The 23,413-nt window shown below is 46.4% G+C and carries 25 protein-coding genes and 1 pseudogene; 13 read left to right on the top strand and 13 right to left on the bottom strand.

The window, feature by feature from the left end:
• Positions 1–100 precede the first annotated feature (100 nt).
• On the bottom strand, positions 101–1,618 hold the full coding sequence (pdxR, locus tag BCT27_RS00130) for a MocR-like pyridoxine biosynthesis transcription factor PdxR (protein ID WP_102394692.1): 1,518 nt from the start codon (positions 1,616–1,618) through the stop codon (positions 101–103).
• A 126-nt stretch (positions 1,619–1,744) separates the two neighbouring features.
• Between pdxR and BCT27_RS00125 the strand changes: the two genes are divergently transcribed.
• Complete coding sequence (locus tag BCT27_RS00125; protein ID WP_102316018.1) at positions 1,745–2,404, top strand: pyridoxamine 5'-phosphate oxidase family protein; 660 nt, start codon at positions 1,745–1,747, stop codon at positions 2,402–2,404.
• Positions 2,405–2,507: 103 nt separating this feature from the next.
• A complete protein-coding gene (locus BCT27_RS00120) occupies positions 2,508–3,398 on the top strand; it encodes an aspartoacylase (RefSeq protein ID WP_102394691.1) in 891 nt (296 codons plus the stop codon).
• 121 nt (positions 3,399–3,519) lie between these two features.
• Here the strand turns inward: BCT27_RS00120 and BCT27_RS00115 are convergent, their stop codons facing one another.
• Together BCT27_RS00115 and BCT27_RS00110 are read right to left on the bottom strand one after the other, a co-directional pair.
• On the bottom strand, positions 3,520–3,735 hold the full coding sequence (locus tag BCT27_RS00115; RefSeq protein ID WP_102394690.1) for a TIGR02450 family Trp-rich protein: 216 nt from the start codon (positions 3,733–3,735) through the stop codon (positions 3,520–3,522).
• Positions 3,736–3,906: 171 nt separating this feature from the next.
• Complete coding sequence (locus BCT27_RS00110; protein WP_102316015.1) at positions 3,907–4,278, bottom strand: hypothetical protein; 372 nt, start codon at positions 4,276–4,278, stop codon at positions 3,907–3,909.
• 105 nt (positions 4,279–4,383) lie between these two features.
• Here BCT27_RS00110 and BCT27_RS00105 point away from each other — a divergent pair.
• Positions 4,384–4,524 (top strand): annotated as a pseudogene (locus tag BCT27_RS00105) (IS110 family transposase); the annotation flags it as partial.
• Positions 4,525–4,570: 46 nt separating this feature from the next.
• On the opposite strand, the gene BCT27_RS00100 reads toward BCT27_RS00105, so the two are convergent.
• The 5 genes from BCT27_RS00100 to BCT27_RS00075 all read right to left on the bottom strand — a co-directional run bounded on the left by BCT27_RS00100 (position 4,571) and on the right by BCT27_RS00075 (position 9,001).
• Positions 4,571–5,224: a GIY-YIG nuclease family protein gene (locus tag BCT27_RS00100; RefSeq protein ID WP_198597483.1), complete on the bottom strand. Its 654-nt coding sequence runs from the start codon at positions 5,222–5,224 to the stop codon at positions 4,571–4,573.
• A gap of 566 nt (positions 5,225–5,790) precedes the next feature.
• A complete protein-coding gene (locus BCT27_RS00090) occupies positions 5,791–6,753 on the bottom strand; it encodes a transposase (protein WP_102394688.1) in 963 nt (320 codons plus the stop codon).
• 205 nt (positions 6,754–6,958) lie between these two features.
• Positions 6,959–7,519, bottom strand: coding sequence for a hypothetical protein (locus BCT27_RS00085; protein ID WP_102394687.1), 561 nt, complete (start codon positions 7,517–7,519; stop codon positions 6,959–6,961).
• Between the two features lie 159 nt (positions 7,520–7,678).
• Positions 7,679–8,389: a hypothetical protein gene (locus tag BCT27_RS00080; protein WP_102394686.1), complete on the bottom strand. Its 711-nt coding sequence runs from the start codon at positions 8,387–8,389 to the stop codon at positions 7,679–7,681.
• A gap of 177 nt (positions 8,390–8,566) precedes the next feature.
• Positions 8,567–9,001, bottom strand: coding sequence for a hypothetical protein (locus tag BCT27_RS00075; RefSeq protein WP_102394685.1), 435 nt, complete (start codon positions 8,999–9,001; stop codon positions 8,567–8,569).
• Positions 9,002–9,527: 526 nt separating this feature from the next.
• On the opposite strand from BCT27_RS00075, the gene BCT27_RS00070 reads away from it, so the two are divergent.
• The 5 genes from BCT27_RS00070 (at position 9,528) to BCT27_RS00050 (ending at position 13,702) form a co-directional block, all read left to right on the top strand.
• On the top strand, positions 9,528–10,418 hold the full coding sequence (locus BCT27_RS00070; protein ID WP_102394684.1) for a LysR family transcriptional regulator: 891 nt from the start codon (positions 9,528–9,530) through the stop codon (positions 10,416–10,418).
• Positions 10,419–10,597: 179 nt separating this feature from the next.
• Complete coding sequence (locus tag BCT27_RS00065; RefSeq protein ID WP_102394683.1) at positions 10,598–11,803, top strand: acetyl-CoA C-acetyltransferase; 1,206 nt, start codon at positions 10,598–10,600, stop codon at positions 11,801–11,803.
• A gap of 13 nt (positions 11,804–11,816) precedes the next feature.
• Complete coding sequence (locus tag BCT27_RS00060; protein ID WP_102394682.1) at positions 11,817–12,503, top strand: CoA transferase subunit A; 687 nt, start codon at positions 11,817–11,819, stop codon at positions 12,501–12,503.
• Positions 12,500–13,180 (top strand): 3-oxoacid CoA-transferase subunit B, encoded by a 681-nt coding sequence (locus BCT27_RS00055; RefSeq protein WP_102394681.1) that lies wholly within the window; start codon positions 12,500–12,502, stop codon positions 13,178–13,180. Before BCT27_RS00060 ends, BCT27_RS00055 begins: the two co-directional genes overlap by 4 nt.
• A 135-nt stretch (positions 13,181–13,315) precedes the next feature.
• A complete protein-coding gene (locus tag BCT27_RS00050) occupies positions 13,316–13,702 on the top strand; it encodes a hypothetical protein (protein WP_102394680.1) in 387 nt (128 codons plus the stop codon).
• An 84-nt stretch (positions 13,703–13,786) separates the two neighbouring features.
• On the opposite strand, the gene BCT27_RS00045 is transcribed toward BCT27_RS00050, so the two are convergent.
• On the bottom strand, positions 13,787–14,077 hold the full coding sequence (locus BCT27_RS00045) for a hypothetical protein (protein WP_102316001.1): 291 nt from the start codon (positions 14,075–14,077) through the stop codon (positions 13,787–13,789).
• A gap of 357 nt (positions 14,078–14,434) precedes the next feature.
• The gene (locus BCT27_RS00040) at positions 14,435–15,160 is read right to left on the bottom strand and encodes a hypothetical protein (protein ID WP_102390166.1); all 726 of its coding nucleotides are present in this window, start codon (positions 15,158–15,160) and stop codon (positions 14,435–14,437) included.
• A 644-nt stretch (positions 15,161–15,804) separates the two neighbouring features.
• On the opposite strand from BCT27_RS00040, the gene BCT27_RS00035 reads away from it, so the two are divergent.
• Entirely contained in the window at positions 15,805–18,000 is a 2,196-nt protein-coding gene (locus BCT27_RS00035; RefSeq protein ID WP_102394679.1) for an immunoglobulin-like domain-containing protein, read from the top strand.
• 131 nt (positions 18,001–18,131) lie between these two features.
• On the opposite strand, the gene BCT27_RS00030 is transcribed toward BCT27_RS00035, so the two are convergent.
• Complete coding sequence (locus tag BCT27_RS00030) at positions 18,132–18,557, bottom strand: hypothetical protein (protein ID WP_102315998.1); 426 nt, start codon at positions 18,555–18,557, stop codon at positions 18,132–18,134.
• Positions 18,558–18,994: 437 nt separating this feature from the next.
• Here BCT27_RS00030 and BCT27_RS00025 point away from each other — a divergent pair, with 437 nt between their 5' ends.
• On the top strand, positions 18,995–19,165 hold the full coding sequence (locus tag BCT27_RS00025; RefSeq protein ID WP_017007760.1) for a XapX domain-containing protein: 171 nt from the start codon (positions 18,995–18,997) through the stop codon (positions 19,163–19,165).
• An 89-nt stretch (positions 19,166–19,254) separates the two neighbouring features.
• Complete coding sequence (locus BCT27_RS00020) at positions 19,255–20,718, top strand: lactate dehydrogenase (RefSeq protein WP_102394678.1); 1,464 nt, start codon at positions 19,255–19,257, stop codon at positions 20,716–20,718.
• 73 nt (positions 20,719–20,791) lie between these two features.
• On the opposite strand, the gene BCT27_RS00015 is transcribed toward BCT27_RS00020, so the two are convergent.
• Positions 20,792–21,121 carry a MaoP family protein gene (locus tag BCT27_RS00015; protein ID WP_017007762.1) on the bottom strand — a complete coding sequence of 110 codons (330 nt, stop codon included), beginning with the start codon at positions 21,119–21,121 and terminating at the stop codon, positions 20,792–20,794.
• A gap of 665 nt (positions 21,122–21,786) precedes the next feature.
• Here BCT27_RS00015 and BCT27_RS25550 point away from each other — a divergent pair.
• Positions 21,787–21,954, top strand: coding sequence for a hypothetical protein (locus tag BCT27_RS25550; protein ID WP_198597482.1), 168 nt, complete (start codon positions 21,787–21,789; stop codon positions 21,952–21,954).
• 74 nt (positions 21,955–22,028) lie between these two features.
• Here BCT27_RS25550 and BCT27_RS00010 read toward each other — a convergent pair whose 3' ends face one another.
• Positions 22,029–22,943, bottom strand: a complete 915-nt coding sequence (locus tag BCT27_RS00010) for a permease (RefSeq protein WP_102394677.1) — start codon at positions 22,941–22,943, stop codon at positions 22,029–22,031.
• 112 nt (positions 22,944–23,055) lie between these two features.
• On the opposite strand from BCT27_RS00010, the gene BCT27_RS00005 reads away from it, so the two are divergent.
• Positions 23,056–23,355, top strand: coding sequence for an ArsR/SmtB family transcription factor (locus tag BCT27_RS00005; protein ID WP_102315995.1), 300 nt, complete (start codon positions 23,056–23,058; stop codon positions 23,353–23,355).
• The last annotated feature ends 58 nt before the right edge of the window (positions 23,356–23,413 follow it).

Genomic DNA, 23,413 nt, shown 5'->3' with positions numbered 1-23,413 from the left:
GATTGCATGGAATATCGTCATTGGACGATGCGGAGTTAACCGTCGCCACGTACCACGCGTTAACGAGAGACGATCGGTATTGCACCATGAGCCGACATATTCACTCTTCCCCCTCGAAGCATTCCGCCAGTTTCTTCACGCCTTGGCGAATATCTTCTAGCGAACTGTTGCCAAAACCGGCCACCAGCGTCCGGTGCATCCAATCTGGCATCTCATTCACCGTTTCAGCATCGCAGTAAAACGCCAATGTACGTATCGTGACACCCTTTTCTTCTAACAATGCTTTGACTTCTCGCGCGGTTAATCCGTCTTTCCATCGGAACGTAACATGCAGCCCCGCCGCTTGGCTGATTACCTCCATGCGATCGCCGAAATGTTCATGCAGTGCCTCAACAAACACGCGCTGCTTTTCTTGATACAAGGTGCGCATTTTTCGGATGTGACGAAGGTAATCCCCTTCTGCGATGAACTCCGCCAACACTTCTTCAATGTGCATAGCGGTATCGCCGCCGATGGCGTCTTTCACGCTCAAGCATTTCTCAACGAGAGATTCTGGCACCACCATGTAGCCCACACGAATGGCGGGCAACAACGTTTTACTGAACGTGCCGACATAAATGACGTTCGCGGCATCGCCATGAAACTTGGTCGCAAGACCCTGTAAGGAAGGATAAGGACGGTTAGCGAATTGAAACTCGCTGTCATAGTCATCTTCGATGATCCATCTTGCCTGTTTGCCGTCGGTTTTCTGCGCCGCCCACTCAATGCATCTCATACGATCATTCGTGTTTAAGCTCGTGCCCATGGGATATTGATTGCTCGGCGTGAGGTACACCGCTTTGCCATCAAATTGGTCGAGCAATGAAATGTCGACGCCCGTTTTTGCATCAACAGGCAAATAAGAGACATCAATCTTGCTGCGATCGAGCACCTTGCGCATTTGTGCGTAGCCGGGGTTTTCCATCATCACCTTCTCGTCCGCATCAAGAATGGCGTTAATGGCAATATACAGTGCTTGTTGTGCGCCAACGGTAATGATGATGCGCTGTGGCGACGCATCCACCGAACGGCTGAATGACAGGTAGTCACTGAGGGCTTGGCGAAGCGCGAGGTTGCCCTGAATGTCATTCTGTCCACCGAGGATCGCGCGTTGAAAATGACATTGCAGCGATCGTGCCCACTTCTTGTAGGGAAATTGCGTGAGATCGGGCACCCCAGGCGCAAAAGGTCGATTTCGAACATGTGCATCAAACGGCGGTCGCTGGTACGTTTCATCCCCTTCTAAAGGCAAGCCTGAAAGAGAAGGAGGCGGCGTCGATCGTTGAAGATCGTCCTGCGTGTTCGTGTGTAAATAGTGATCCGGCGTTGCCCATTGAATGAAATACCCAGCCCCACGGCGGCTATCAATATAGCCCTCCGCTTTCAATTGCTCATACACCGCCGTGACCGTGTTACGACTGACGCGCAATTCTTCCGCCAACAAGCGGGTTGCGGGTAAGCGTCCGTTTGTCGGCCACAGGCCATTCAAAATCTTGTCTTGAATCGCAAGGTACAAGGCACTTTGCTTGGACGTATTGCCCGCATCCAAGCGTAAATCACCGATATCAATGGGTTGCATGGTATTCCGCCTCAAAATTGGATCTATTGAGTTATTAAAACTGGCTCTATTTAAGGTGCCAGTTTATCCGTAGATTGCAAGTCAACGGACAACAAAAACAAAATGGCGCCAAAAAAGGGGAATGTGATGACAGTAGGAACAACAGAAAGAACGCGCGTAAGAAAAGGTGCTCACAAGGCAGTGAAAGACCAAGAAGCGCTATACAGCATCATTGATGAATCCAAGCTGGCGCATGTCGCGTTCAATGACAAACGCGGCCCCACTGTCATCCCCATGCTTGCGTGGCGCATCGGCAACAACATCTACATCCACGGCGCAAAAAACAGCCAAATGTTGAGGCATTTAAAAAACGGCGAGCCGTGCAGCATGACATTCAGCATTCTGGATGCATGGGTATTAGCACGCTCAGCCTTTCATCACAGTGCGCACTATCGCTGCGCCATGGCATTCGGCCGTTTTTCAGTGGTGGAAGACAACGAAGAAAAATCCGTCGCGCTGGATGCTTTTCTAGAGCAAATCGCACCGGGACGAAGCAAAGAAGCGCGCCCTGGCAATGAGAAAGAACTTACCGCCACAGAAATGCTGGTGATGCCACTGGATGAAACCTCGGTCAAAATTGGACGACACGGGGTGAACGATGATTTGGCGGACATGGACATTGATGTGTGGGCGGGTATTTTGCCGTTTCGCACCGTTGTTGGGCCTCTAGAGCCGACATCTGACAATAAAATCGACGAAGTACCAGACTACTCCAGTGCATACGAAGGCCGTTGGCATAACGAGTAAAACCAACATAGTTGCATGATTATGCATTCTCCGAGTGCATCGCACTTGGGGATTGCTCATCTCCCTGATATATTGAATTTTCGTCTATCAGGAGAGGACAAGGATGAGCACATTCAATCGGGTAGCCATTGTCGGCGGTACCCACGGCAACGAATTCAGCGGTATTTACCTTCTTAAAAAGTGGCAGGCTTCCCCTGCACTGATCAGCCGCTCGAGCTTTGAAACGGAAACGCTCTTTGCTAACCCCAATGGCTTTCGCGATAACAAACGTTATCTCGACGTCGATCTCAACCGACAGTTCCTTCCTGCCGACCTCGCGAACATGGAATTAAGCAATTACGAGCAAAGCCGCGCCAAAGTGATCAACGCGCAGCTTGGCCCGAAAGGCGATGCCCGCACCGATTTGGTTATCGACTTGCACAACACCACCAGCAACATGGGCCCAACCATCATCTTGCTAAAAGCCGATGCATTTAACACCCAGCTTGCTGCGTATGTGTCTTCACGTATGGCAAACGCCGTTATTCTGTTTGAAGACCATTGTTCGATGGAAGAGCATTACTTCCTCTGCTCAATCGCAGACCAAGGCATCATTGTTGAAATTGGCCCTCAATCTCAATCAGTGGTTCGCCAAGATGTGTTGGATTGGATGGATGAAATGACCGCCCACATTCTGGATTTCGTGGAATTGTTCAATAAGAACGAAGTGCCTGAGCTGCCAGCGACGGTTTCTGCCTACCGCTACGAAGAAACGCTGAAACTACCAGAAAGTGAAGACGGCGAACGCCTAGGCATGGTGCATAAGAATGTGCAAGATGCTGACTTTACCGTACTGCGCAACGGCGACCCTATCTTCACCCTGTTTGACGGCACAGAAGTTTGTTGGGAAGGCGATTACGAGGCATACCCGCACTTCATCAACGAAGCCGCGTATTACGACAACAACCTTGCGATGTCGCTCGGTAAGAAAGTCGAGATTGATGTGATTCGCTAGGCATGCGTGGATGACAAAATATCAATAAGAAGCGCTGCTCTAGAGCGGCGCTTTTTGTTTGGCTTCGTTTTGCTTGATTTAGTATCGCTTAGCTTGATGATGAGCCTCTGAACTGCTGCCTTCACTTCCAACCTTGCAGCCATTTATCACTGTCTTTTAGTTCTGTCCAATCAATGGCGTACGCGTTTTTCGATATCACGGCTTCCAACTGAGTTGACATCACGGAGCCATCCACTTCGAACTCTATGTCTGATACCAGAAAGTGCTTCTCTCGCTTCATTGCGTTGACCGCTGTCCACTTACTGTTTCGCAATTTCGCTGGATTAATTCGGTTCACCTTTTCTCCTTCAGTATTCACTTTTATTCCCAATTTAACTTACGGGGTTTTCAGCAGATAGGTTCAATAAATTAATGAAACGAAAAAGGCGCTATCAAACCTGAGTCTGATAACGCCTTAAATAGAGCTTCATGTTACGTATGGCGAACATCTTTGCGCTTGGTTTTGCGCTTAATCAATGTCGCAGTCAGTGCAGCTTTGCAGTGCGATTTCGTGTTCAAAAACGGCGTCGCTACCTTCTGCCAATAGCTCTGCAATTTCATCAGCGACTTCTTGCTCATCTTCCGCTTTCACTTGATTCGCAAGTTGCTCTTCTGAGTAGCCGTAGAAGTTCAGCAATAGGTATTCACGCGCTTCGTCTTTCGTACACGTCACGTTCACCGAAAACTCTTGCTCAACCTTTCCTTGCGCGATAATCGCCGCTATTTGCGCGACGACATCCTCTTTCATCGCTGCGGTTAACCAACCAAGATCAGTACTTACCGTGGTATTTTTGCAGTTAAAACAAGGCGCTTGATGAAAGTAATATTGAAAATCAGTCATAGGTCATTTTTCTTTGAGTGTTTTGAAGCAAGATTATGAGCGTTTTTTTGGAAAATACTATCTCAATAGGCAATGAAGACAGAATTGCCGTGGCTGATTTAGGGCGCGATGCAATGTAACCCTACTTTCAAGGTAACCTACACGCGTTTGGTCAACGCAGGAAAGCCCAAAAAAGTCGCCATCATTGCCTGTGTGAGAAAGAGGGTTGTTATCCTAAATTCTATGCTCAGAGACGGCTGCATGTAGGATGAAAACAATGCTAAAAATCAATCATTGATGCCATAGTCGTTTGTTAGGCTTGTGCTGATAGTGCATGATTTTCATTTGCTAAAATTGCATTATGAATATCCAAAACCTGCTCGACATACGGCAAAGCTGTTTCTAAGAAAAACTCACGTGAGCGATTCATCCGAAATGGGTCTAGCAGCTTGTGAAGAGACTGCTCAAGCAAAGCATAGTTATATGTTTCTACTTCTTTGAGAATTCGATAACGGTAAGGGACCCCCGTTGTATAAAGCTGAGATATTCGAGTTTCAACACTTCCCGTCGTAATACCGATTTTTACGATTTCGTTTCCACGCTTATCAAATAGGTTTGTTCCCAGTACATACAAAGTGCCAACACCGCTTTCTAGCTTTTCCAGATTTTCCTCGATAGACACCAACTCTGCGCTTTCTTCAGCCTGACCGGATAATAAACTCAAAACGACAGGTTTTGTGTTTCGGTCTACGAAAACGTCATTAAGACTGCGAGTTGTAGAATAGATCTGAGCAAGAATTGCATGGTCGAGATCTTTGTAACTACCCTTATCTACACTTCTATGATGAGATTCGGTGCCATATAGATGTGGATATTTAGCCTTAATAATTGACCTCATTTCTTGAGGGGTCATACCATCACTAGATTTTGCTAGCTCGACTCGAACTACTTCGCTTAATTTCATCATTCCCCCAAAAAGCCTAACGCCAAATTAAGGTGTGAACAACGCTGACACCTTACCTAAATCATTGTGCCATAAACACTTAACATGCATGAAGTGAAGGCGCTAAGCGTTGTGAATCACTCTTGATTTATTGTTATGTTTATTCGATTGAGTTAAAGATTTCTACCAACTCTACCGCGCGATTGTAGCCACATTTGCAAAAACGCTGAACACCAGCCACATACCCTGACGATAGATCGACATTGCTTTCTTTGATGAGATTTAGGTTATTCTCACCACATTCCTTACTGCGCTTGATGAGATTGGACTTGATAAGCTCAGCTTCTTTTATTGATAACCCTGACACCAATTGTCGTCGAACTTCGAAAACCAAGGACAGACATGCTTAGGAACCATCCCAATTTGGCACCTAGAACGACGCTTTTGTTCTATCGAACAGTCCATTCTTTCAAGCAAAACTATCTTGTCCCTAAGTAAGAACCATAATTTACGGAGATTGACTGAATGACACGCAACAAAAACCTCAAGCTCGCGCCTGAGGGATCGTAGTTTCTGGAGGGGTGTATGTTTTAGCGGTTTGGTAACCTGAAACCGGAAAATCGCTTCCGCTGCAAGTGAGGTAGTGCTGCCTTTATTGAAGTTTCAGTGCCGACAATGCCGCCTTGCTCAATGCGTGTGCATGTTTCCAGCCAACTTTTAGCGTCAAATCCTAGTCTTTCTAGCAGTGGTGGTAAGGCATTGTCAATATGACCATGCTTATCATCCCGCACTTGCCTTCCAGTCCAATCAACCAAGGCAAGATAATCCATCAATCGAAAAGGAATGCCGGCTGGCATGCTCTCTCGCGGGTTTCCAGCAAAAGGAAACAAGCCTAATGGAGATGCTGGATTACTTTCTATCGCCTCAATGCGCGCTTTCACACTCGTATAATCCGATGTTTCTGGCGTCTCGGCAATTGCTGCGCGCACAGGGTTCAAATCGACATAAGCCATAGCTGCAGCGACAGCTTTCTCATCCAGTAATGCTTGGCTTCTAAAGCGCCCTTCCCAGAAATGTCCGGTACAATCGTCCTCTCGATTGGCTTCTGAGGCAATGTGCTGATTGATCAAACGCATGAACCAACTGATTGAGACAAGACGCTTTCGCCACTCTTCAATAATCTCATTACACCTTTCAGTTTCAGCCTCTGAAAGTTCATCCTCCTGCATGAATCGCTGAACTAACGCTGGCCCATGATGAAAAGTGAGCCAACGCTCAACGACTTCAACATTTGACAGCGTTTTAGCTTTTTCGGCATTGATATGCAAAACCACATGATAATGATTACTCATAATGGCGTACGCACATACATCGATACAAAACGCGCCGGCTAACGCGAGCAGGCGCTTTTCAATCCAAGATCGACGATGTTCGTAACTTTGTTGCTCTTGCTCATCATAGCCACAGAGAAATGACCGACGAACACAACGGGAAACGCAGTGATAATAAGGTGTGGCTTCGATACTGATGAGAGATGCGCGGGCTTTTGTCATTGAAATTCAAAATGGATAGCAACTAATCGATACGAAAAGCATATCGTTATAAAACCATCCGTTCATCTTTGTCACACACCTTTGAGCCTGAAAGCACTAACGCATGCAACTGATAAAGTTATGGTTTTCTTAAGGTGTGTGTCCCTCTTTTTACTCTAAATCGGGGGAGGTCCAGAATCACTCTTAAACAGATTGTTATACAAATCTATGCAAAATCTTCGAAATAAACTTCTATATCACTGTTTAGTTCAACGAGCGCCCATATAACTTTAATCGAATGCTCAATAAGCAAACTTGTTCGATCAGGGTCATTCCATGATTTGTCGCCATACTTTCCACCATGAAACAGGTTGTTTCTAACTAGCTTAATTGAATCTACAACTTTCTTGAGTTCTGGGGCATTAGCATCGATGTTCTGTTCTTTCCAAGTACTTGATAGCACCTCATTAGCTGTTCCTTCGTCAGAAACCACTAAGGTTTGACGACTTGGGGCACTACTTTGATTAGTCAGATAGGTAAAACTATTATTTAGTTCATCTGTGACTTGGAAAGTTTCTTTGTACTTTTTAACAAATGAATCCCAGTTTGGTTCAGCCGACTTTCCACTTGGCTTTTTAACTAGAAAACCAGAAGATTTAAGAGCAAACTCAAACCTAGAGAAGATGACAAAGAATTTAAATATTTCTCTTTCTAATTTTTCTTGTTTCTTTCGCTCACTTGAGAACATGACGAGCATTTTCTGCATGAACTTATCTACGGTAATCAAACCTCTACCCTCTTAATTTGTATAACGCCTGCATAACACGTTTGCCACTATACAGACCTAGCTGAATTTTAACGCCTTAATCACTGAAAATAAAGGCAAACTGACAATGCCAAGTGTGGCAAATCGTGTTGATGCATTTGTTAAACGCTTATACCATGCTTATTTATTATTCCAAAAGTCATCTATAGATATACCTTTTGGTTGTTGTAAGTACATTTGCCTTTTATAAGCATATTCATAATCATTTAATATAATAGCTTGTTGTTGCTGTATATATTTAAAGGAGTACCCACTTGGGAAATATCGGTTTCCTAACTCTATTGCAGAATCGATTCCATTACATGCTGCTTTAAATAATACATTCTTAATTTTTTGATATTGCGATCTTGGGAGTTCTACATATGTAACATTTCCATTAGTTAAATGGATAGCTATTTGAGCCCTTATCATTCGAGTCATGCTAGTGACTTGTTGTATGTTTTGTAACTCACAATACGCATTTAGTAGCTTGGATGCTGAAAACTTAAATTGCATATGAGCGCCGGGTTCAACGACTATGTTTATTCTCTCACACTGTCGTTTATCTGAATTATCTAATACACCATAATGACTAAATTTAGATGGCAAGTCATGACCAATATTAAAATGCCTTTTCTCTACTAATCTGATGTACGAAATATGAGCATTAACTGATTTGTTATTAAATATATCAATCGTAAAGCCACAATCACCATAATATTCGATATCACTTATTCTTGCGCCAACTTGAGGTTGATTAACTTTTATAGCATAAAGCACAGCTAATATCGCACCAAGGCCTGAAAACCAGCTTCCAAGCATAGATAAAACTTCTACTGTTGTTGCTTGCATTATTATTTTTACCTACTTAATTAACAGAGCGTTTAACGCTTGAATAACACGTTTATTACTATGCAAACCAACCTGAATTAACCGCCCTAATCACAAAACCCAAGGCAAACCCAGAACGCCGAGTGTAATAAATCGTGTTGATGCATTTGTTATGTGCTTTTTATATAACCAAATTTATTAAAAATAATACCAAGGCATTACCTCATTACTATTAATACGCATACCATTTATTGAATATGTACATTTATTTTGATTTTTATCGTATAACCCTGAACCATAATGAGAGCCTTCCATTTTACCTCGATAAAAATACCTCATTGCATCTTTTTGGCTAAGTTTTTTATACTCCCCAAATTTAAAGAAATTATACTTACCACTATCTCCTCTCTCCTTAATTTCCCTATTTATAAAAATTTCAAATTCGTTTAAGGACAATGCTTTAACCGTATGGGGTTGATGTTTATTCAAACAATACTCATCTTTCGTGTTAATAAGAACATTCGATAATAAATTAGCTCCATACTCATAAGCCTTTATTACAACAGGCAACGCGATAATGCTAAGTAAAATAACTATTACAATTAACAGTTTCTTCTGTGTGAGACTCTTCATTAAACCTACTTTATTTTTATACCATACGTAAGGTACACCAGCACATAACAACTTATTAGCGGGCAATTTGCCCTTTTAGTCCAAAATCGGGACGCCCGACTAGTCCGCTTCAACTTGTGCGAATTTACCATAAAGTTTCATTAAATCAGACAATTAACCCCCATAAACTGTGGTCTTAATGAAAAAACCGGGCGTCCCGTACTAAAAATGAACAAATTTTCACTATATGCGCTCTACTGCGATTTTATACAGGCATTTTGCATAACAAAAACTTGGTCGAAATGAGGCGATTACTTGCTCAAATGTGATTAGTTCCCGCTATATATATGTTCTCTTTTCTAACGCTCTGTTCTCACCTGCCAAGGTCTGTTCTTTCGTAATGCTCGGCACAGTCGTAAGTAAAAATTGCAATTTGTGGGATAAGAACTGACCAAATCTGAAAACTGCTTGTTGCGCACGTGCAAAAGTTAACCGAATCTTTTACAAAGGGATTTCGCATATACCTAAACAGCCTCGGAGAGATTTCATGCTCGATAAAATGGCATTCTTTATCTACGTGATCCGCACAGGGTCTATCTCTTCGGCAGCGCGTCAGTTTAATGTCTCCATCTCTGCGGGAAGCCGCTGGCTACAAGATTTGGAACAACATTTCGGCACCACGCTTTGCCATCGCTCAAACCGCCTATTGGAAGCCACACAGGCGGGTCAGACTCTCTATGAAGAATTCTCACCGATCGTCGATAAAGCCGAGCGCGTCACTCAGAAGCTGGCGGGGTTTCAGGATAACGAAAAAGGCCACATCAACATTGCCTGCACGCCTGTTTATGCCAACCACTATTTGATGGACAAAATCACCGAGTACACCCGACTCAACCCGAAAGTGACGTTCAACATCAACGTCACGCCTTGGGCACTTGACCATGCCAGCACCAGCGATTTAATGATCAGTGCCAACGCCCGCTTTCAGGGCTACCGAGAAAAAGACTTACTCTTGGTCAAACGGGAACTGTTGGCTTCTCCGTTTGTGGTGGTGGCTGCGCCGCACTACACAGAAAAACAAGGGCTACCCACCCAACCGGAAGATTTGCAGAATCACGCTTGTTTGGTCGCGACCACACTCACGGGCAGTAACGAATGGATCTTCCAAAAAGGCGTTGAAAACATCGTACTGAAAGTGCCGAAAACCATTGAAGTGAATGACAGCGACCTCTTATTGCGCGGCGTCTCCCAAGGTGCGGGGATTGCTTATCTTCCCCAATTCGTCACCCAAGATGCGGTTGAAAACGGTGCGCTTATTCCTTTGCTGCAGGACTTCACGACCAGTACTTGGAGTTTGAATCTTTACTACCATCCCGCTTCGGTGGCCTCACCTGTCGCCAGTAAATTTAAGGATTTCTTACTGAATAATCCTTGCTGACCCTTTCTGACCAAATCTTGTTGACGCCTTGCTAATAGGGCTTCACACACCTCACTCCCCCTGCTTTGCATTTTTGCAAAGCCACTTTGAATTTCTGTCTATATCGTCACTCGCTCCCCTTCCGTAAGCTAGAAAGCAGTTAGCAAATAACCAATCGCAAACATGGGAGCACGGGTGACATGGAACGTATCTATATTGTGGCGGCAAAGCGCACACCAATCGGCAGCTTTAACGGGTCTCTCGCGTCATTGTCAGGCGTTGAGCTTGGCGCACATGCGATGAAGGCCGCACTTGAACAGGTAGACATCACGCCGGATCTTATCGACGAAGTGATTGTGGGCAATGTGCTGACCGGCGGTGCGGGTATGGGGCCAGGCCGTCAAGCTGCCATCAATGCGGGTGTTCCAGATACGGTGCCCGCCTACACACTGAACATGATTTGCGGCAGCGGCATGAAAGTCATCATGGACGGTGCGAGTCACATTCGTGCTGGCGATGCACAAATTGTTCTCACTTGCGGCATGGAAAGCATGTCCAACGCGCCGTTTATCACCTCAGGGCAAATTCGCCGCGGCGTTCGTATGGGCCAACAGATGCAAGAAGACAGCATCATTAAAGACGGCTTAACCGATGCTTTCCATCACTATCACATGGGTGTCACCGCAGAGAACATTGCCTCCCAGTGCAATATCAGCCGCGAAGCGCAAGACCAGTTCGCCTTGCAGAGCCAACAGAAAGCAGTGAACGCCATTGAGAACGGTCACTTCGAGGCGGAAATTGCGCCAATCACGGTGACTGAGCGAAAACGCCAGTTTGACGTCAAAGACGATGAATACCCCAAAGCAAACGCCACCTTTGAAGGGCTTCAAGCGCTGCGCCCAGCCTTCGACAAACAAGGGAGCGTGACGGCGGGCAACGCGTCTGGCATTAACGATGGTGCATCCGCCATTTTGCTGGCATCAGAAAGCGCGGTGAAACGTCACAACCTCACCCCCTTGGCTGAGTTGGTGGAATACGGACAAGGTGCCATTGCGCCAGAAGTGATGGGACTTGGGCCTGTTTCAGCCATCGCCAATACCTTAACAAAAGCCAGAATGGCCATCGAACACATCAAGGTATTCGAACTGAATGAAGCGTTTGCGGCACAAGCGCTTGGTGTGATCAAAGAAGTCGCCGAAGAACATCAGATCGAACAAGACTGGCTGTTGGCGCGCAGCAACCTGAGCGGTGGCGCGATTGCCCTCGGTCACCCTATTGGCGCGTCTGGCAACCGTATTGTCACCACGCTGGTTTACCAACTGCAACGCACGCAGCAAGATTACGGTTTGGCGTCGTTGTGCATTGGTGGCGGCATGGGTACGGCACTCATTCTGAAACGTTGCTAAGGGAATGGACACCATGAAAAAAGCAGCGACCGCCCAACAGATTGAACACCTCTTGCATGACGGTATGACCATCATGATCGGGGGATTTATGGCGACAGGCGCACCAGAGCGCCTGATCGATCTCTTGATTCAAAAAGACATCAAAGACATTACGCTGATCACCACTGACACAGGTTCTCCCGGTCGTGGTTCAAGCCGTTTGATTGCTGATAAGCGGGTGAAAAAGCTGTATGCCTCTCACATTGGGACGAACCCTGAAACGGGAAAGCAAATGAACGAAGGGACGCTGGAGGTTGAGCTGGTTCCTCAAGGCTCGCTCGCGGAGCGCATTCGCTCTGCAGGTGCAGGGTTAGGCGGCGTACTCACGCCAACAGGGCTCGGCACCATCGTCGCGGAAAACAAACGCGTGATAGACGTCGATGGGCAACCATTTTTACTCGAAACACCGCTAAAAGCCGATCTGGCTTTGATCAGGGGTTCAAAAGTCGATCGTCGTGGCAACGTGTTTTACAGCAAAACCACCCAGAATTTTAATCCACTGATGGCGACCGCGGCAGAAATCGTCATTGTCGAACCTGAACAACTCGTTGAGCTTGGCGACATTGCACCTGAAGCGGTTCATACCCCAAGCATCTTTGTCGATCATATCTTTGTCGATCAAATCAATGTCGATCACATTCAGGTGGAGGACATGCAATGACAGCGCAATTAGATAAAGACACCGTCCGTCACCGCATCGCATGGCGTGTTGCCCGCGAGATGAAAGATGGCGATGTGGTGAACCTCGGTATTGGCTTACCCACACTGGTTGCCAATCATGTCGACAAAGAAGTCGAGTTGTTACTGCAAGGGGAAAACGGCCTGCTGGGCATTGATCAATTGGCGTGTGAAAACACCATGGACGCCGATCTGGTGAATGCAGGCGGCCAACACATTACTGCCGTAAACGGGGCGTGTTACTTCAACAGCGCCGACTCTTTCGCCATCATTCGCGGCGGCCATGTCGATGCCACGGTATTGGGCGCACTACAGGTCGATGAGCACGGCAACCTCGCCAACTGGATCATTCCGGGGAAAATGGTGCCGGGCATGGGCGGCGCAATGGATTTGGTCGTGGGTGCAAAGAAAGTGATCGTTGCCATGGAGCATTCCGTGAAAGGCCAGCCCAAGCTGTTGAAGCATTGCTCCCTGCCACTCACCGCCGCAAATCAGGTCAACCTGATCGTGACAGAAATGGGCGTGTTTGAAATCAACGAACGCGGCATAGTACTCACTGAGCTTGCCCCTGAATTTTCTATTGAAGACGTTCAAGCCGCCACGGAAGCCGCGCTTCTGGTATCACCCGATTTAGTGCCGATGCAATTGCCCGTTGGGTAACGCATTCGCATCGTTCCGGAACAAGCATGCTTAGATTAATTTGACTCATTCAGTACTCAGAAAATAGGATATAAAGGTACGTAATAATCATGTTCCGTGACATGCCATATACCTTCATGAGTAAGAGCAATCCCAATGTCTAATGTCGTCCAGTTCTCTAAGTTTGGTGGTAGCAAAAAGACCAACGCAACCCCAGCAAACACACCGCCAAGCCCTAAAGCGCTAAGGGAACAAGCCGCATTGAAGCAAGATAATCAATGCTACTTCTGTGGCACACGTAAAGAGCCCAAAGAACTGCACTGGCTGGATAAGGTGGGGTTTAAGCAAAAAACACACGTTGTCTGCGGTACGTGTAGCTCTGAGGCGAAATCACGTTCAATGGACGAATTGAGGATCATCCTTGCGCTCAAGGCGATGGATTTCAGAACCGTGAAGCTCAAGCAGTACCTTGAGCTGAGAGAGAAAGGGGTTCAAATCGACGGTGTTCGCGATTACAAATTCCACTTTGAAACGATTGAGTGATGGTGAGAATAAATACACATACCCATGAAACTGATACATGGGTACTTTTCTTAAAGCGTGCCCCAGTTGTTTTTCACGCTTACATTACTCAGGTAAATCTACACCGCCCTCACTCGCTGTGGTGCCGAATAACCGCTCACAATGGATCCAATCAGGCGCCTGATCTTCGCTCTTACTGACATTAACGACACACTGTCCCGTTAATAACCGCACTTCCGTTTCTTTCTTTAAGTCGTACTGCACTTTCCATCCGTAGATGAAATCCGGTAAGCGATACGCATACAATCCCGCGACCGTAAGAACAATCAATAATATAGGAATCACTATTTTCTTGTTCTCTTTTACAAAGTCCAATAAAACTTCAAAATTGCTCATTCGCATTTCCCTGCTTTGAATTTGATCCCGTCGCCCGCCAGTATACGGCCATAAAGTGAATGTTAAAGCCCATTGATTGGAAAAACAGCCCTTTAAGGAACAGTTCCCAAGCGACAAATTAGTTGGGCACTCGCTCTAATATAAAACTGGAAGATAAAACCGGTACAAACGCATGAAGAGACCGAGGCCTAGAAAATGACGTTCATGAGTTAGCCATCAAGGCTAACTCATTCGCACCTATCGAGCATATCTATCCGAGTTCACCTACCTGAGGTTCAGCTTATGCGTAAGTCTCAAGCATTTGTGTGCCCAACCCCAACACGATCAGTTTGATTTTGTCAGGACGAAGTGGCCTGTCTATTGACCACCGTATTGTTGTACAACACTGTCCCACATAATTTCAAAGTCTTTGATAAATGCCTTAAAACTGGCGCTTTCCGCTCGAATTCTTGCAGCATCAATGGCGTCTTGTGTACTCCATACGTTCGATCGCTGCTGTTCCCGCTCAGTGGCTTCTGAGGCGCCATAAACATATCCCGTGCGAACATCAATAAGCGCACCAGACGTCGTAGCAGAAACATACGCTTGATGATTTGGCAGCGTTCCCAGCGTGATCACGGATAACGGTCCAAGTGACGTGCTTTCTACATGAAAGGCCGTGTTGACAGAATAGATGAGCAGCATGTCAGCTTTTAAACGCGCGGCTGAAAGGCGAAGGTCTTTAATTGATTGAAGGTTTGATTGAATGAGCACCCTATTTAATGGTGCGATACCTGCGACCATTGGCAACGTCTGAAGATGCTTGATGTCGTCTTCATCTTCAATATCTCGAACTGTGACGACACTGAAGTTACCCGACCCATAGCTGTCATTCGTTCTTGAGGAATAACCGGAAGCCTGAATACGTACAATCGCTAATCGTGCGGGAAACGCACTGGCCGGCTCTAACGTCATGAGTGTTGCAATATCATCATCAGTCAACGCACCGATATCTGCGCCTCCAGCAGGCGTTGTATAGTTCACCGCGCACCCTGAAAGTAACAAGAGCAAGCCACAACACATTGTCGCGAATTTATATTTCATCGTTTAAACATCCTATTCTCATCACACAATGTTGCTCACCTAACTACTCGACATTGTCTGTCATCAAAACTAACTTTCGTCGTATCACCATTGCGAAATCATGGTGATACCCAAAATAAGCTCAGAGAATCATAAAAACGTTCACCTTGGATTGTCATAATCCGCTTACTTAAATTGCCGTCTTATCGCCTTCTGAAGCATATTTACTCCCCCGAAACCGCACGGCTCTTCGTACATGCATTAAAACGTGACACGTATTCCAAGTCTCAGTACGCCCATTTAACGCGTCATTTTTCCATCACTCCCCGCCCTTTTTCATCGATATACAAAAGCATCGGCAGGGTTGTCTTAAAACTCACTATATGCCTGCGTTTTTATTGTTCAACACTGAGACTCCTGACATTCCGCTGACGTATTTTCGTCATTCCCCTGATATTTCACCCGTATCTCGACCCTACAATTCGCGCCAAATTTCAGTGAGTTACATTGAAGAATTTTGTATACCCTTTCCAGTTTTATGGACAAGGCGTGATCGTACTTCCATGTAAAAAAAGCAGACATAGGTTTCGCTTATGTCTTTAAAAAACACGAAGTAACTTACTGACGAACTTACCTGTCTCTTCTTTTAAAGGAATCTAACGGCCATGACATTCAAGCCGAATGCAATTTGTGCTGCGCTCTTTCTGGGCTTAGCGAGCTTCTCTTCTCACGCTTCTGTGTCTGCGGTAAATGGCAGCGACATGGTGAACCCTGAAGGTGGCGTTGTTGTGGGTTACTGGCACAACTGGTGCGACGGTGCTGGTTACAAAGGCGGTAACGCACCGTGCGTGACGTTAGAAGAAGTGAACCCAATGTATAACGTGGTCGACGTGTCTTTCATGAAGGTGTTCGACACCGCAGAAGGCCGCATTCCCACCTTCCGTCTTGACCCTATGATTGGCTTGTCTGAGCAAGATTTCATTAATGAAATCGCAGAGCTAAACCGTCAAGGTCGTTCTGTGTTGCTTGCACTGGGTGGTGCAGACGCACACGTTGAATTGAAAACAGGCGACGAGCAAGCATTCGCGGACGAAATCATTCGTCTTACCGACCTGTACGGTTTCGACGGTTTAGACATCGACCTAGAACAAGCGGCTGTCACCGCGGCTGACAACCAGACCGTTATCCCAGCGGCACTGCGTATGGTGAAAGACCATTACGCAGCGCAAGGTAAAAACTTCCTGATCACCATGGCGCCAGAGTTCCCTTATCTGACTGAAGGCGGTAAATACGTCCCTTATATTACAGCGCTGGAAGGTTACTACGATTGGATCAACCCACAGTTTTACAACCAAGGCGGCGACGGCATTTGGATCGATGGTGTGGGCTGGATTGCACAGAACAATGATGCGCTAAAACAAGAATTCATCTACTACATCTCTGATTCGTTGATCAACGGTACGCGCGGCTTCCACAAGATCCCGCACGACAAACTGGTATTCGGTATTCCTTCCAGCAACGATGCAGCGGCAACCGGTTTTGTGAAAGATCCTGCCAAGCTGTATGCGGCGTTTGGTCAGTTGAGTAACCAAGGTCAGCCACTTCGTGGTGTCATGACATGGTCAGTAAACTGGGACATGGGCACCGACGCAGCAGGCAACCAATACAACGAACAATTCATCAAAGATTACGGCCCATTCATTCACGGCCAAACACCGCCGCCCCCTGTCGAAGGCAAGCCTGTATTCAGCGGCGTTAATGATGCACGTGTGCGCCACGGTGACGAATTCGATGCAATGGCGGGCGTAAAAGCACTCGATAAAGAAGACGGCGACCTGACCTTTAGCATCGTGATTGACGGCAGCGTTGATACCTCACGCCTAGGCCAATACGTACTGGTTTACAGTGTGACCGATGAAGACGGTAACGAAACCAAAGCGACACGTACAGTGGAAGTGTATAGCCAGAAACCTGTTTTCTCGGGCGTAGAAAAACTGACCCTGACATTGGGCGCTGAATTCGATGCCATGGCAGGCGTAAAAGCCACCGACGCAGAAGATGGCGACCTAACCGATAAAGTGGCCGTGGAAGGAAGCATTGATACCAATGTGATCGGCAAACACACCATTAGTTACAGTGTCACTGATGGCGCATTACAAACCGTGACCGTTGACCGTGTCATTGCCGTGACCGATGGCAGCACCTGTGTCAACGCGTGGGATGCCTCTGCGGTTTACAATACGGACGACATCGTGAGTCACGCAGGTACAAACTGGCAAGCCGGTTGGTGGACGCGCGGTGAAGAACCGGGCACCACGGGCGAATGGGGTGTTTGGCGCGAAACAGGTGACAGCGATTGTGGTGACACAGGCACACCCGCGGCAACATTGAAATTGTCAGGCGTGAAAAGTACTTACACGGCAAACAATGGCAGTATCACGCTCGATCTTTCTCTTGAAAGTAACCAGGCGATGACAGTTGAGATCAAAGTATCAGGTGCGTCGATTGTGTCTGGCGGTGAAACCCAAGTGTCCGTTGACGGTAAGTTGGCTGTTTCTCTGATGTTGAGCAATGTGGACGCAGGTCAATATGCCGTGTCTGTTGTTGGTAAAACCGAAAGCGGCACCACAGTGAAGCAAAACGCGGCATTTACCGTGAAAGATGAGGCGATTACGCCGCCTCCTGGCGGTGAATACCCTAACTATGTGTCTGGCACTGCCTACGCTGCGGGCGACAGGGTGACAGGCGTGGATGGCAACATTTACGAGTGTAAGCCATGGCCTTACACCAGCTGGTGTGCGAACGCATCATACGCGCCGGGTGATAGCCTTTACTGGGCGGAAGCGTGGGAACAGCGTTAAGTTCTGCGTGTTCGTCTGATGCTAAAACTGAATAAGACATAAATGAAGGGGAAGCATGTGCTTCCCCTTTTTGTGTGAGAAACAAGAAACGATAATCGTCATGTACTCTCAATTTTTATTGGGAAGAGAAACTACATCACGCACTCTTGCGCGGCTTTCGCTTTCTCTACGCCCTTTTCAATCAAAGAACGGTTGTCTTCATTGCCTATCGCAGACATGAATTGGTTCAGCAGTTTTTCCGCTGTGCTTTCTGAGGTTGCATCCACCAAGCAAGCATAGGAATTCGCCACCTTGTCTTGCATATCCTCAAACACGGCTGCATTCGTCAAATCGGCATTCAGCGCTTCTTCGACTGATGCCGCAAATTCTTGTGCAGATTCCGCTGCGCCACCGAAAGCGTCCACGTTCAGTTCGCTGAAATCAACGGAATCGACTTTGTCTTGAATACTATCAACAGCGCTGTTCGCAGCCTCTTGCGCTTGGTCAATCGCCTTGTTCGCTTCTTCACAACCAGAAAGCGCCAATACAATAGCAACAGAAGCAATTACCTTTTTCATACACATTCGCCTAGATTTGGATGGTTCAGACTGCATCTTAGTGCATCTGGTTTCATTCTTTAAAGCGAAAATGATGATGTAATGGTTTGCACAAATCTCCAGACGCTGTCTAACTCAACGTTTTTACGCCAGTTTTTCTCACGCACCTCCTTTGTCGGCTAGGATCAATCTGTTGTTTTGTCGTTTTTCACTCACCGTCTTGCTTCTCTTCGCAAGCGAATATGACCCACTGCGTCACACCACGCTTTCAACAGAATTGGTTACACACAGCGGAAAACCACAATAATATCCCGTTTATTGTGATCGGGATCTGCTGATCATGTTTGTTGCTTCCATACACTGGACACCGAAACGTTAACGGTATCGTCATCAATAAAACACAAAGCCGTAACGACAACCTGCATCTGCAAATGCAACGTACAAAAAAGAGGGTACCCATGAGTGAAGTGTTATTAGCCATAGCGGCGGGCGCGATTGTTGGATTTTTGTTCAGTGCAGTCAAACTGCCATTGCCTGCACCGCCTGTTATTTCAGGCATCATGGGGATCGTTGGTATCTATCTTGGTGGTATGGCTTATCAAACCATCGCTGAGCGATTCTTCTCTTAATACGACATTTGTCCTTCGGGACGTATGTTTATGCTGGGCTTTTCTCAGCTATCTATTTTTTACGACGACAGAAAACTCGAGGAGGACTGGTGTCTACAGGGAAGCTACCGCCCGCGGCAGATGGATTACAACTCAACTTTTGTAAAACATTGGCGTGTCGAAACTTTGGATTGAGTGATAAGAAGTTTTACCTTCTTCAAGATACCGATCCATCTCGCCCTAGTTTGGTATGCCGAGAGTGTGGCGCTTTTCCTCCTCTCCTAAACAATCACGCAGTCATGGATGAGTATTTGCGCCTCAAAGCGCAGGATTCAGGTAATCTCGCGGCGTGCAGTACAGAAGGCTGCCCTGCGCATGGTCTCCCTGTGTTAACGCACAGAGAGCACTATCATGCGTTTGGTTACAGTGGTGAACGCCAGCGTTACCGCTGTAAGCATTGCCAATCAACCTTTGTTGATAAGTGGTCTAATGCGAACCCGAAAATCGACGTCCAGCAAAAACTACTGGGTTTATTGTTTACCGGGTATGCCGTCAGAGAGATCTGCCGTAAATTGGCCATTAATCCAAAAACGTTTTACGACCACTTGGATCAGATTGCCGCGCGCTGTCGTAACAAACTCGCCAGTGTGGATGCGCGTTTTCTGCAAATGGCGACCAACACACCGCTCGCTTCATCACTGATGCCACTACAACCGAAGAGTGACAATGGCGTTATGTGGTTAACGACAGGCGATGCCGAACACGGTTACATTCTGCTGCAAAACATTAATTACTCGGCGGCAGAAGAGAAACCTGACCACCTGGCAGATGTGTTTGATGCGTCGTCACGCTTGATGCCGGATGCATTTCATCCGAACGGTGAGATACACCTTCAAAAGAGCAGCGATTTGCTGACGCAGGTGAACGACAAATACAAAGAAGTCTTGTCACGAAGCAATGTGGAAGACCCCTACACGCGTCCTATTCGCGTGGACTATCCATCGAAGGGTTGCCTCATTCGCCCGCAATACACAGCGTATGCGCAATATCTTCGCTTAAAAGAGCTGTTGGCATCGTGGGATTCCTTCACCTTATACTTGCCGCAAGAGCCACTGATGCGTTCTGCCATGATGAGTATCTTCAAAGAAAGGCTCATGGCGCAGACATGTCACCCTATTTACGTTGAGCAAAATGCACATTGGGTTGAGGGTTCTGCAGCCAGTAACATCGATATTATGCTGCTCAGTTGGTGGCGTGATCGTTGGGCGTTTACACAGGAAGGTACCGCTGCGAAGGCGATTTGCCATCTTGGGCGTGAAACGGGGAGTGAAGAAGCGTGGCTTCAAGATGCGAGCACACAGGTTGTTTATCAATACCAAGCGCGTTTCCATCAGCACTTTCGTTCACTGATTGACGAACCTCGACGCCGTTTGCGCCCAGGTGGCTTGCTGCCGCTGCTGGATATTTTCCGAGCGTGGAACAATTTATGTAATCAAAACAGCGAGGGGATCACACCTGCACAGGCACTTGGCCTAACTCGTCACCCTTATACCTTGGCGCATTTATTGGCCTAAAACGGCAAATTTGTTTTGATGACAAAATAAAAAAGCGAGCCCTAAGCTCGCTTTTTTTACGCTCAAATGAACCTTATTCGTCCGCTTCTGCTTCTGAATAATCTTCTGCAGCACCGCCGCGAGAGGTTGAGCAAAGATTGTAAACCACGTGCTTGTGGTTGATCTCTTTTAGATATTTTAACCAACAAATTGAATACTGAGACTCAGCAGCGCGACGACCGTTTACTTCATCGACAAATTTCTGCTGTTCTTCGTCTTGTGGAACCATCGTACCTTCGAACAACGCCTTCATAGTACGGCCACAGGTTTCCAAAAGTTGCGCATCTTTGATGGTAAAATAACCAGATCGGGCAAAACCTTTTGGAAAATGCTTGTCATCAAAAAACCTTTGACCACTAAACATTATTTAGCTCCTTAGTAAATTTGCGCAATATTCTTCATTAAACCTAAAAGGTGTAAAGCAAAATATTGTTGACCTAACGATAAAGAAATTTAATTCACAACTTGCTTTATAGTCACGATTAAAAGTGCTGTCGAGTCTTTATCGTTAGATAGTTCATGAATTTGATCCGTAAGGTAGCTGAGAAAATTAATTTGGTCGATATGTTTGAGAGTAAGCCTTTGTAACAATGTGAAAAACATCAATATATGGCGTAATTCTCAACAAACTCTGCTTATCTATCCATCAACCACGTTTTAAGACACACAATGTAAACCTTGGACGAAAATGGCTACAGCCCCCATTTCTACTAACCTGACACTGATGGCCGTCACGTTCTTATCGTTCAAATCTTTACACAAGCAATAAAGACCGAGTGAAGATGTGATTCTGCTTATGACCATAAAAATTTTTAATCAACGCCAATGAATTTTTTCGTTTTATTTATTCTGTCGTCCAGATCTATGCTTGGCTTGAATTCGGTGTCACTGTACTGACATTGTAATTTCATCATAGCGTCACACAGGTACGCTACGTTATTTTAGACAAGGACTTAGCCTGTCAAATAATGTCTTTCATGACAGACGGGCACAGTGAAAAGTAACTCGAACAGGAACAAGGTAAATAAAATGGCCAAGTGGGAACAGTGGCTGAAAAACGACACTAACAAAAAAGAAAAGTTTAATTCGAAGCTCAACGACGAATTCGACGACCGTCCTCAACAACGTGCGAAAAAGGAACGCCGCAAGGCACGTCCGAGCCGCGCATCATCCCCTGAGGAATTCCCGTTCGATTGATGAAACGAAAAAAGCCAGCGATGTCGAACATCTCTGGCTTTAGTTTTTCTGAGGCTTTTACAGGCTATCGCTGTTTAGAAGAACACGCCATAGCTGTAACCTGTCAGCACGGCCATGCCAAGCACCACGGTCAGGAACGCCATGATCATTTGGTTACGGAACAGAGACTTCAGCAAAATTACCTCGGTTAGACTCGCACCTGCGCTGCCTATCACCAGCGCCATGATGGCGCCCATGCTCATGCCTTTTGCCGCTAGCGGTGCACTCAACAAGATGACAGCTTCAGCGCGAATGTAGAGTGGGATACCCACAATCGCCGCGAAGGGAATAGCAAAAGGATTGTCATTGCCCGCAAATGATGCAATCCAATCGGTTGGGATCGCGCCATAAATCAGGGAACCAATAGCCACACCGACCAAGATGTACGGCAACGCCTTTTTAAAATCTTTCCAAACACCCTGCCAAATTTTCAGCCACTTGTTTACAGGCTTCGCATCGCCAGAGCATGATGTACCGCAGCCAGTATTGCTTGTTTCAGGTTCAACGTACGCTTCTTCTTTCACGTATTTTTCAAAGCCAAGCTTCTCTAGCATGTAGCCACCCACAACCGACACGGTTAACGCGGAGGCAAAATAGTACACCGTTACTTCAAGCCCAAATGTCACCGCAAATAAGCCAATGATCATCGGATTCAATAGAGGGCTTGCCAGCAAGAACACCATCATGGTGCCAAAACCAGCCTGTGCGCGAATCAGCCCTTTGAGAAAAGGAATGGTTGAGCACGAGCAAAACGGCGTGATTGCGCCCAAGAACGCAGCCATGAAATAGCCTTTACCGTTCTTACTACTCAAGATATTGCGAATTCGCGCTGGCGGAATGTACATCTGCAGCACGCCCACCAAGTAGCTGATCGCTAAGAATAGGATGGTAATTTCCACGGCAAGGAATGCAAACATGCCTAAAGTGTTGGTAATAACGTCTGTATTCATATCGTTTCTCGTTAAACTATATTTCTGGAATAATCGAAATATAGTTTTATCAGGCGACGAGATCAAGATATTTCTGGTATTATCGAAATATAATTTTTCGGAGGCAGGTTTTATGGAACTGGACGCGGTAGCAAAAGCATTGAAAGAACTGGGACATCCAACCCGATTAACCATTTTTAGACGCTTAGTACGCGCAGGGCATAACGGCATTGCCGTCGGTGAAGTTCAAGACGATCTCAGCATTCCTGGATCTACCCTCTCCCACCACCTCTCCAGCTTGATGTCAGCAGGCTTGATCACGCAACGTCGCGAAGGCCGTGTGCTGTATTGTGTCCCGCAGTTTGAGCAGCTAGAGGCGGTGTTGGCGTTTTTGCGGGATGAGTGTTGTGTGGATGAATCGTCAGCAAGCTGACGGTAGATCGCGAGATTAATAGAGGCGAGGGACGAGGAAGAGCAGATAGAGCAGATAG

This window comes from Enterovibrio norvegicus (genome assembly GCF_002876705.1).
GTDB classification, from domain to species: Bacteria; Pseudomonadota; Gammaproteobacteria; order Enterobacterales; family Vibrionaceae; genus Enterovibrio; species Enterovibrio norvegicus_B.
This window is presented reverse-complemented; position numbering and strand designations above follow the sequence as displayed.

Coding starts and splice junctions, on each gene's coding strand:
- pdxR (WP_102394692.1), bottom strand. CDS start 1,618: ATGCAACCCATTGATATCGGTGATTTACGCTTGGATGCGGGCAATACG.
- BCT27_RS00125 (WP_102316018.1), top strand. CDS start 1,745: ATGACAGTAGGAACAACAGAAAGAACGCGCGTAAGAAAAGGTGCTCAC.
- BCT27_RS00120 (WP_102394691.1), top strand. CDS start 2,508: ATGAGCACATTCAATCGGGTAGCCATTGTCGGCGGTACCCACGGCAAC.
- BCT27_RS00110 (WP_102316015.1), bottom strand. CDS start 4,278: ATGACTGATTTTCAATATTACTTTCATCAAGCGCCTTGTTTTAACTGC.
- BCT27_RS00100 (WP_198597483.1), bottom strand. CDS start 5,224: ATGATGAAATTAAGCGAAGTAGTTCGAGTCGAGCTAGCAAAATCTAGT.
- BCT27_RS00090 (WP_102394688.1), bottom strand. CDS start 6,753: ATGACAAAAGCCCGCGCATCTCTCATCAGTATCGAAGCCACACCTTAT.
- BCT27_RS00080 (WP_102394686.1), bottom strand. CDS start 8,389: ATGCAAGCAACAACAGTAGAAGTTTTATCTATGCTTGGAAGCTGGTTT.
- BCT27_RS00075 (WP_102394685.1), bottom strand. CDS start 9,001: ATGAAGAGTCTCACACAGAAGAAACTGTTAATTGTAATAGTTATTTTA.
- BCT27_RS00070 (WP_102394684.1), top strand. CDS start 9,528: ATGCTCGATAAAATGGCATTCTTTATCTACGTGATCCGCACAGGGTCT.
- BCT27_RS00065 (WP_102394683.1), top strand. CDS start 10,598: ATGGAACGTATCTATATTGTGGCGGCAAAGCGCACACCAATCGGCAGC.
- BCT27_RS00060 (WP_102394682.1), top strand. CDS start 11,817: ATGAAAAAAGCAGCGACCGCCCAACAGATTGAACACCTCTTGCATGAC.
- BCT27_RS00055 (WP_102394681.1), top strand. CDS start 12,500: ATGACAGCGCAATTAGATAAAGACACCGTCCGTCACCGCATCGCATGG.
- BCT27_RS00050 (WP_102394680.1), top strand. CDS start 13,316: ATGTCTAATGTCGTCCAGTTCTCTAAGTTTGGTGGTAGCAAAAAGACC.
- BCT27_RS00045 (WP_102316001.1), bottom strand. CDS start 14,077: ATGAGCAATTTTGAAGTTTTATTGGACTTTGTAAAAGAGAACAAGAAA.
- BCT27_RS00040 (WP_102390166.1), bottom strand. CDS start 15,160: ATGAAATATAAATTCGCGACAATGTGTTGTGGCTTGCTCTTGTTACTT.
- BCT27_RS00035 (WP_102394679.1), top strand. CDS start 15,805: ATGACATTCAAGCCGAATGCAATTTGTGCTGCGCTCTTTCTGGGCTTA.
- BCT27_RS00030 (WP_102315998.1), bottom strand. CDS start 18,557: ATGAAAAAGGTAATTGCTTCTGTTGCTATTGTATTGGCGCTTTCTGGT.
- BCT27_RS00025 (WP_017007760.1), top strand. CDS start 18,995: ATGAGTGAAGTGTTATTAGCCATAGCGGCGGGCGCGATTGTTGGATTT.
- BCT27_RS00015 (WP_017007762.1), bottom strand. CDS start 21,121: ATGTTTAGTGGTCAAAGGTTTTTTGATGACAAGCATTTTCCAAAAGGT.
- BCT27_RS25550 (WP_198597482.1), top strand. CDS start 21,787: ATGGCCAAGTGGGAACAGTGGCTGAAAAACGACACTAACAAAAAAGAA.
- BCT27_RS00010 (WP_102394677.1), bottom strand. CDS start 22,943: ATGAATACAGACGTTATTACCAACACTTTAGGCATGTTTGCATTCCTT.
- BCT27_RS00005 (WP_102315995.1), top strand. CDS start 23,056: ATGGAACTGGACGCGGTAGCAAAAGCATTGAAAGAACTGGGACATCCA.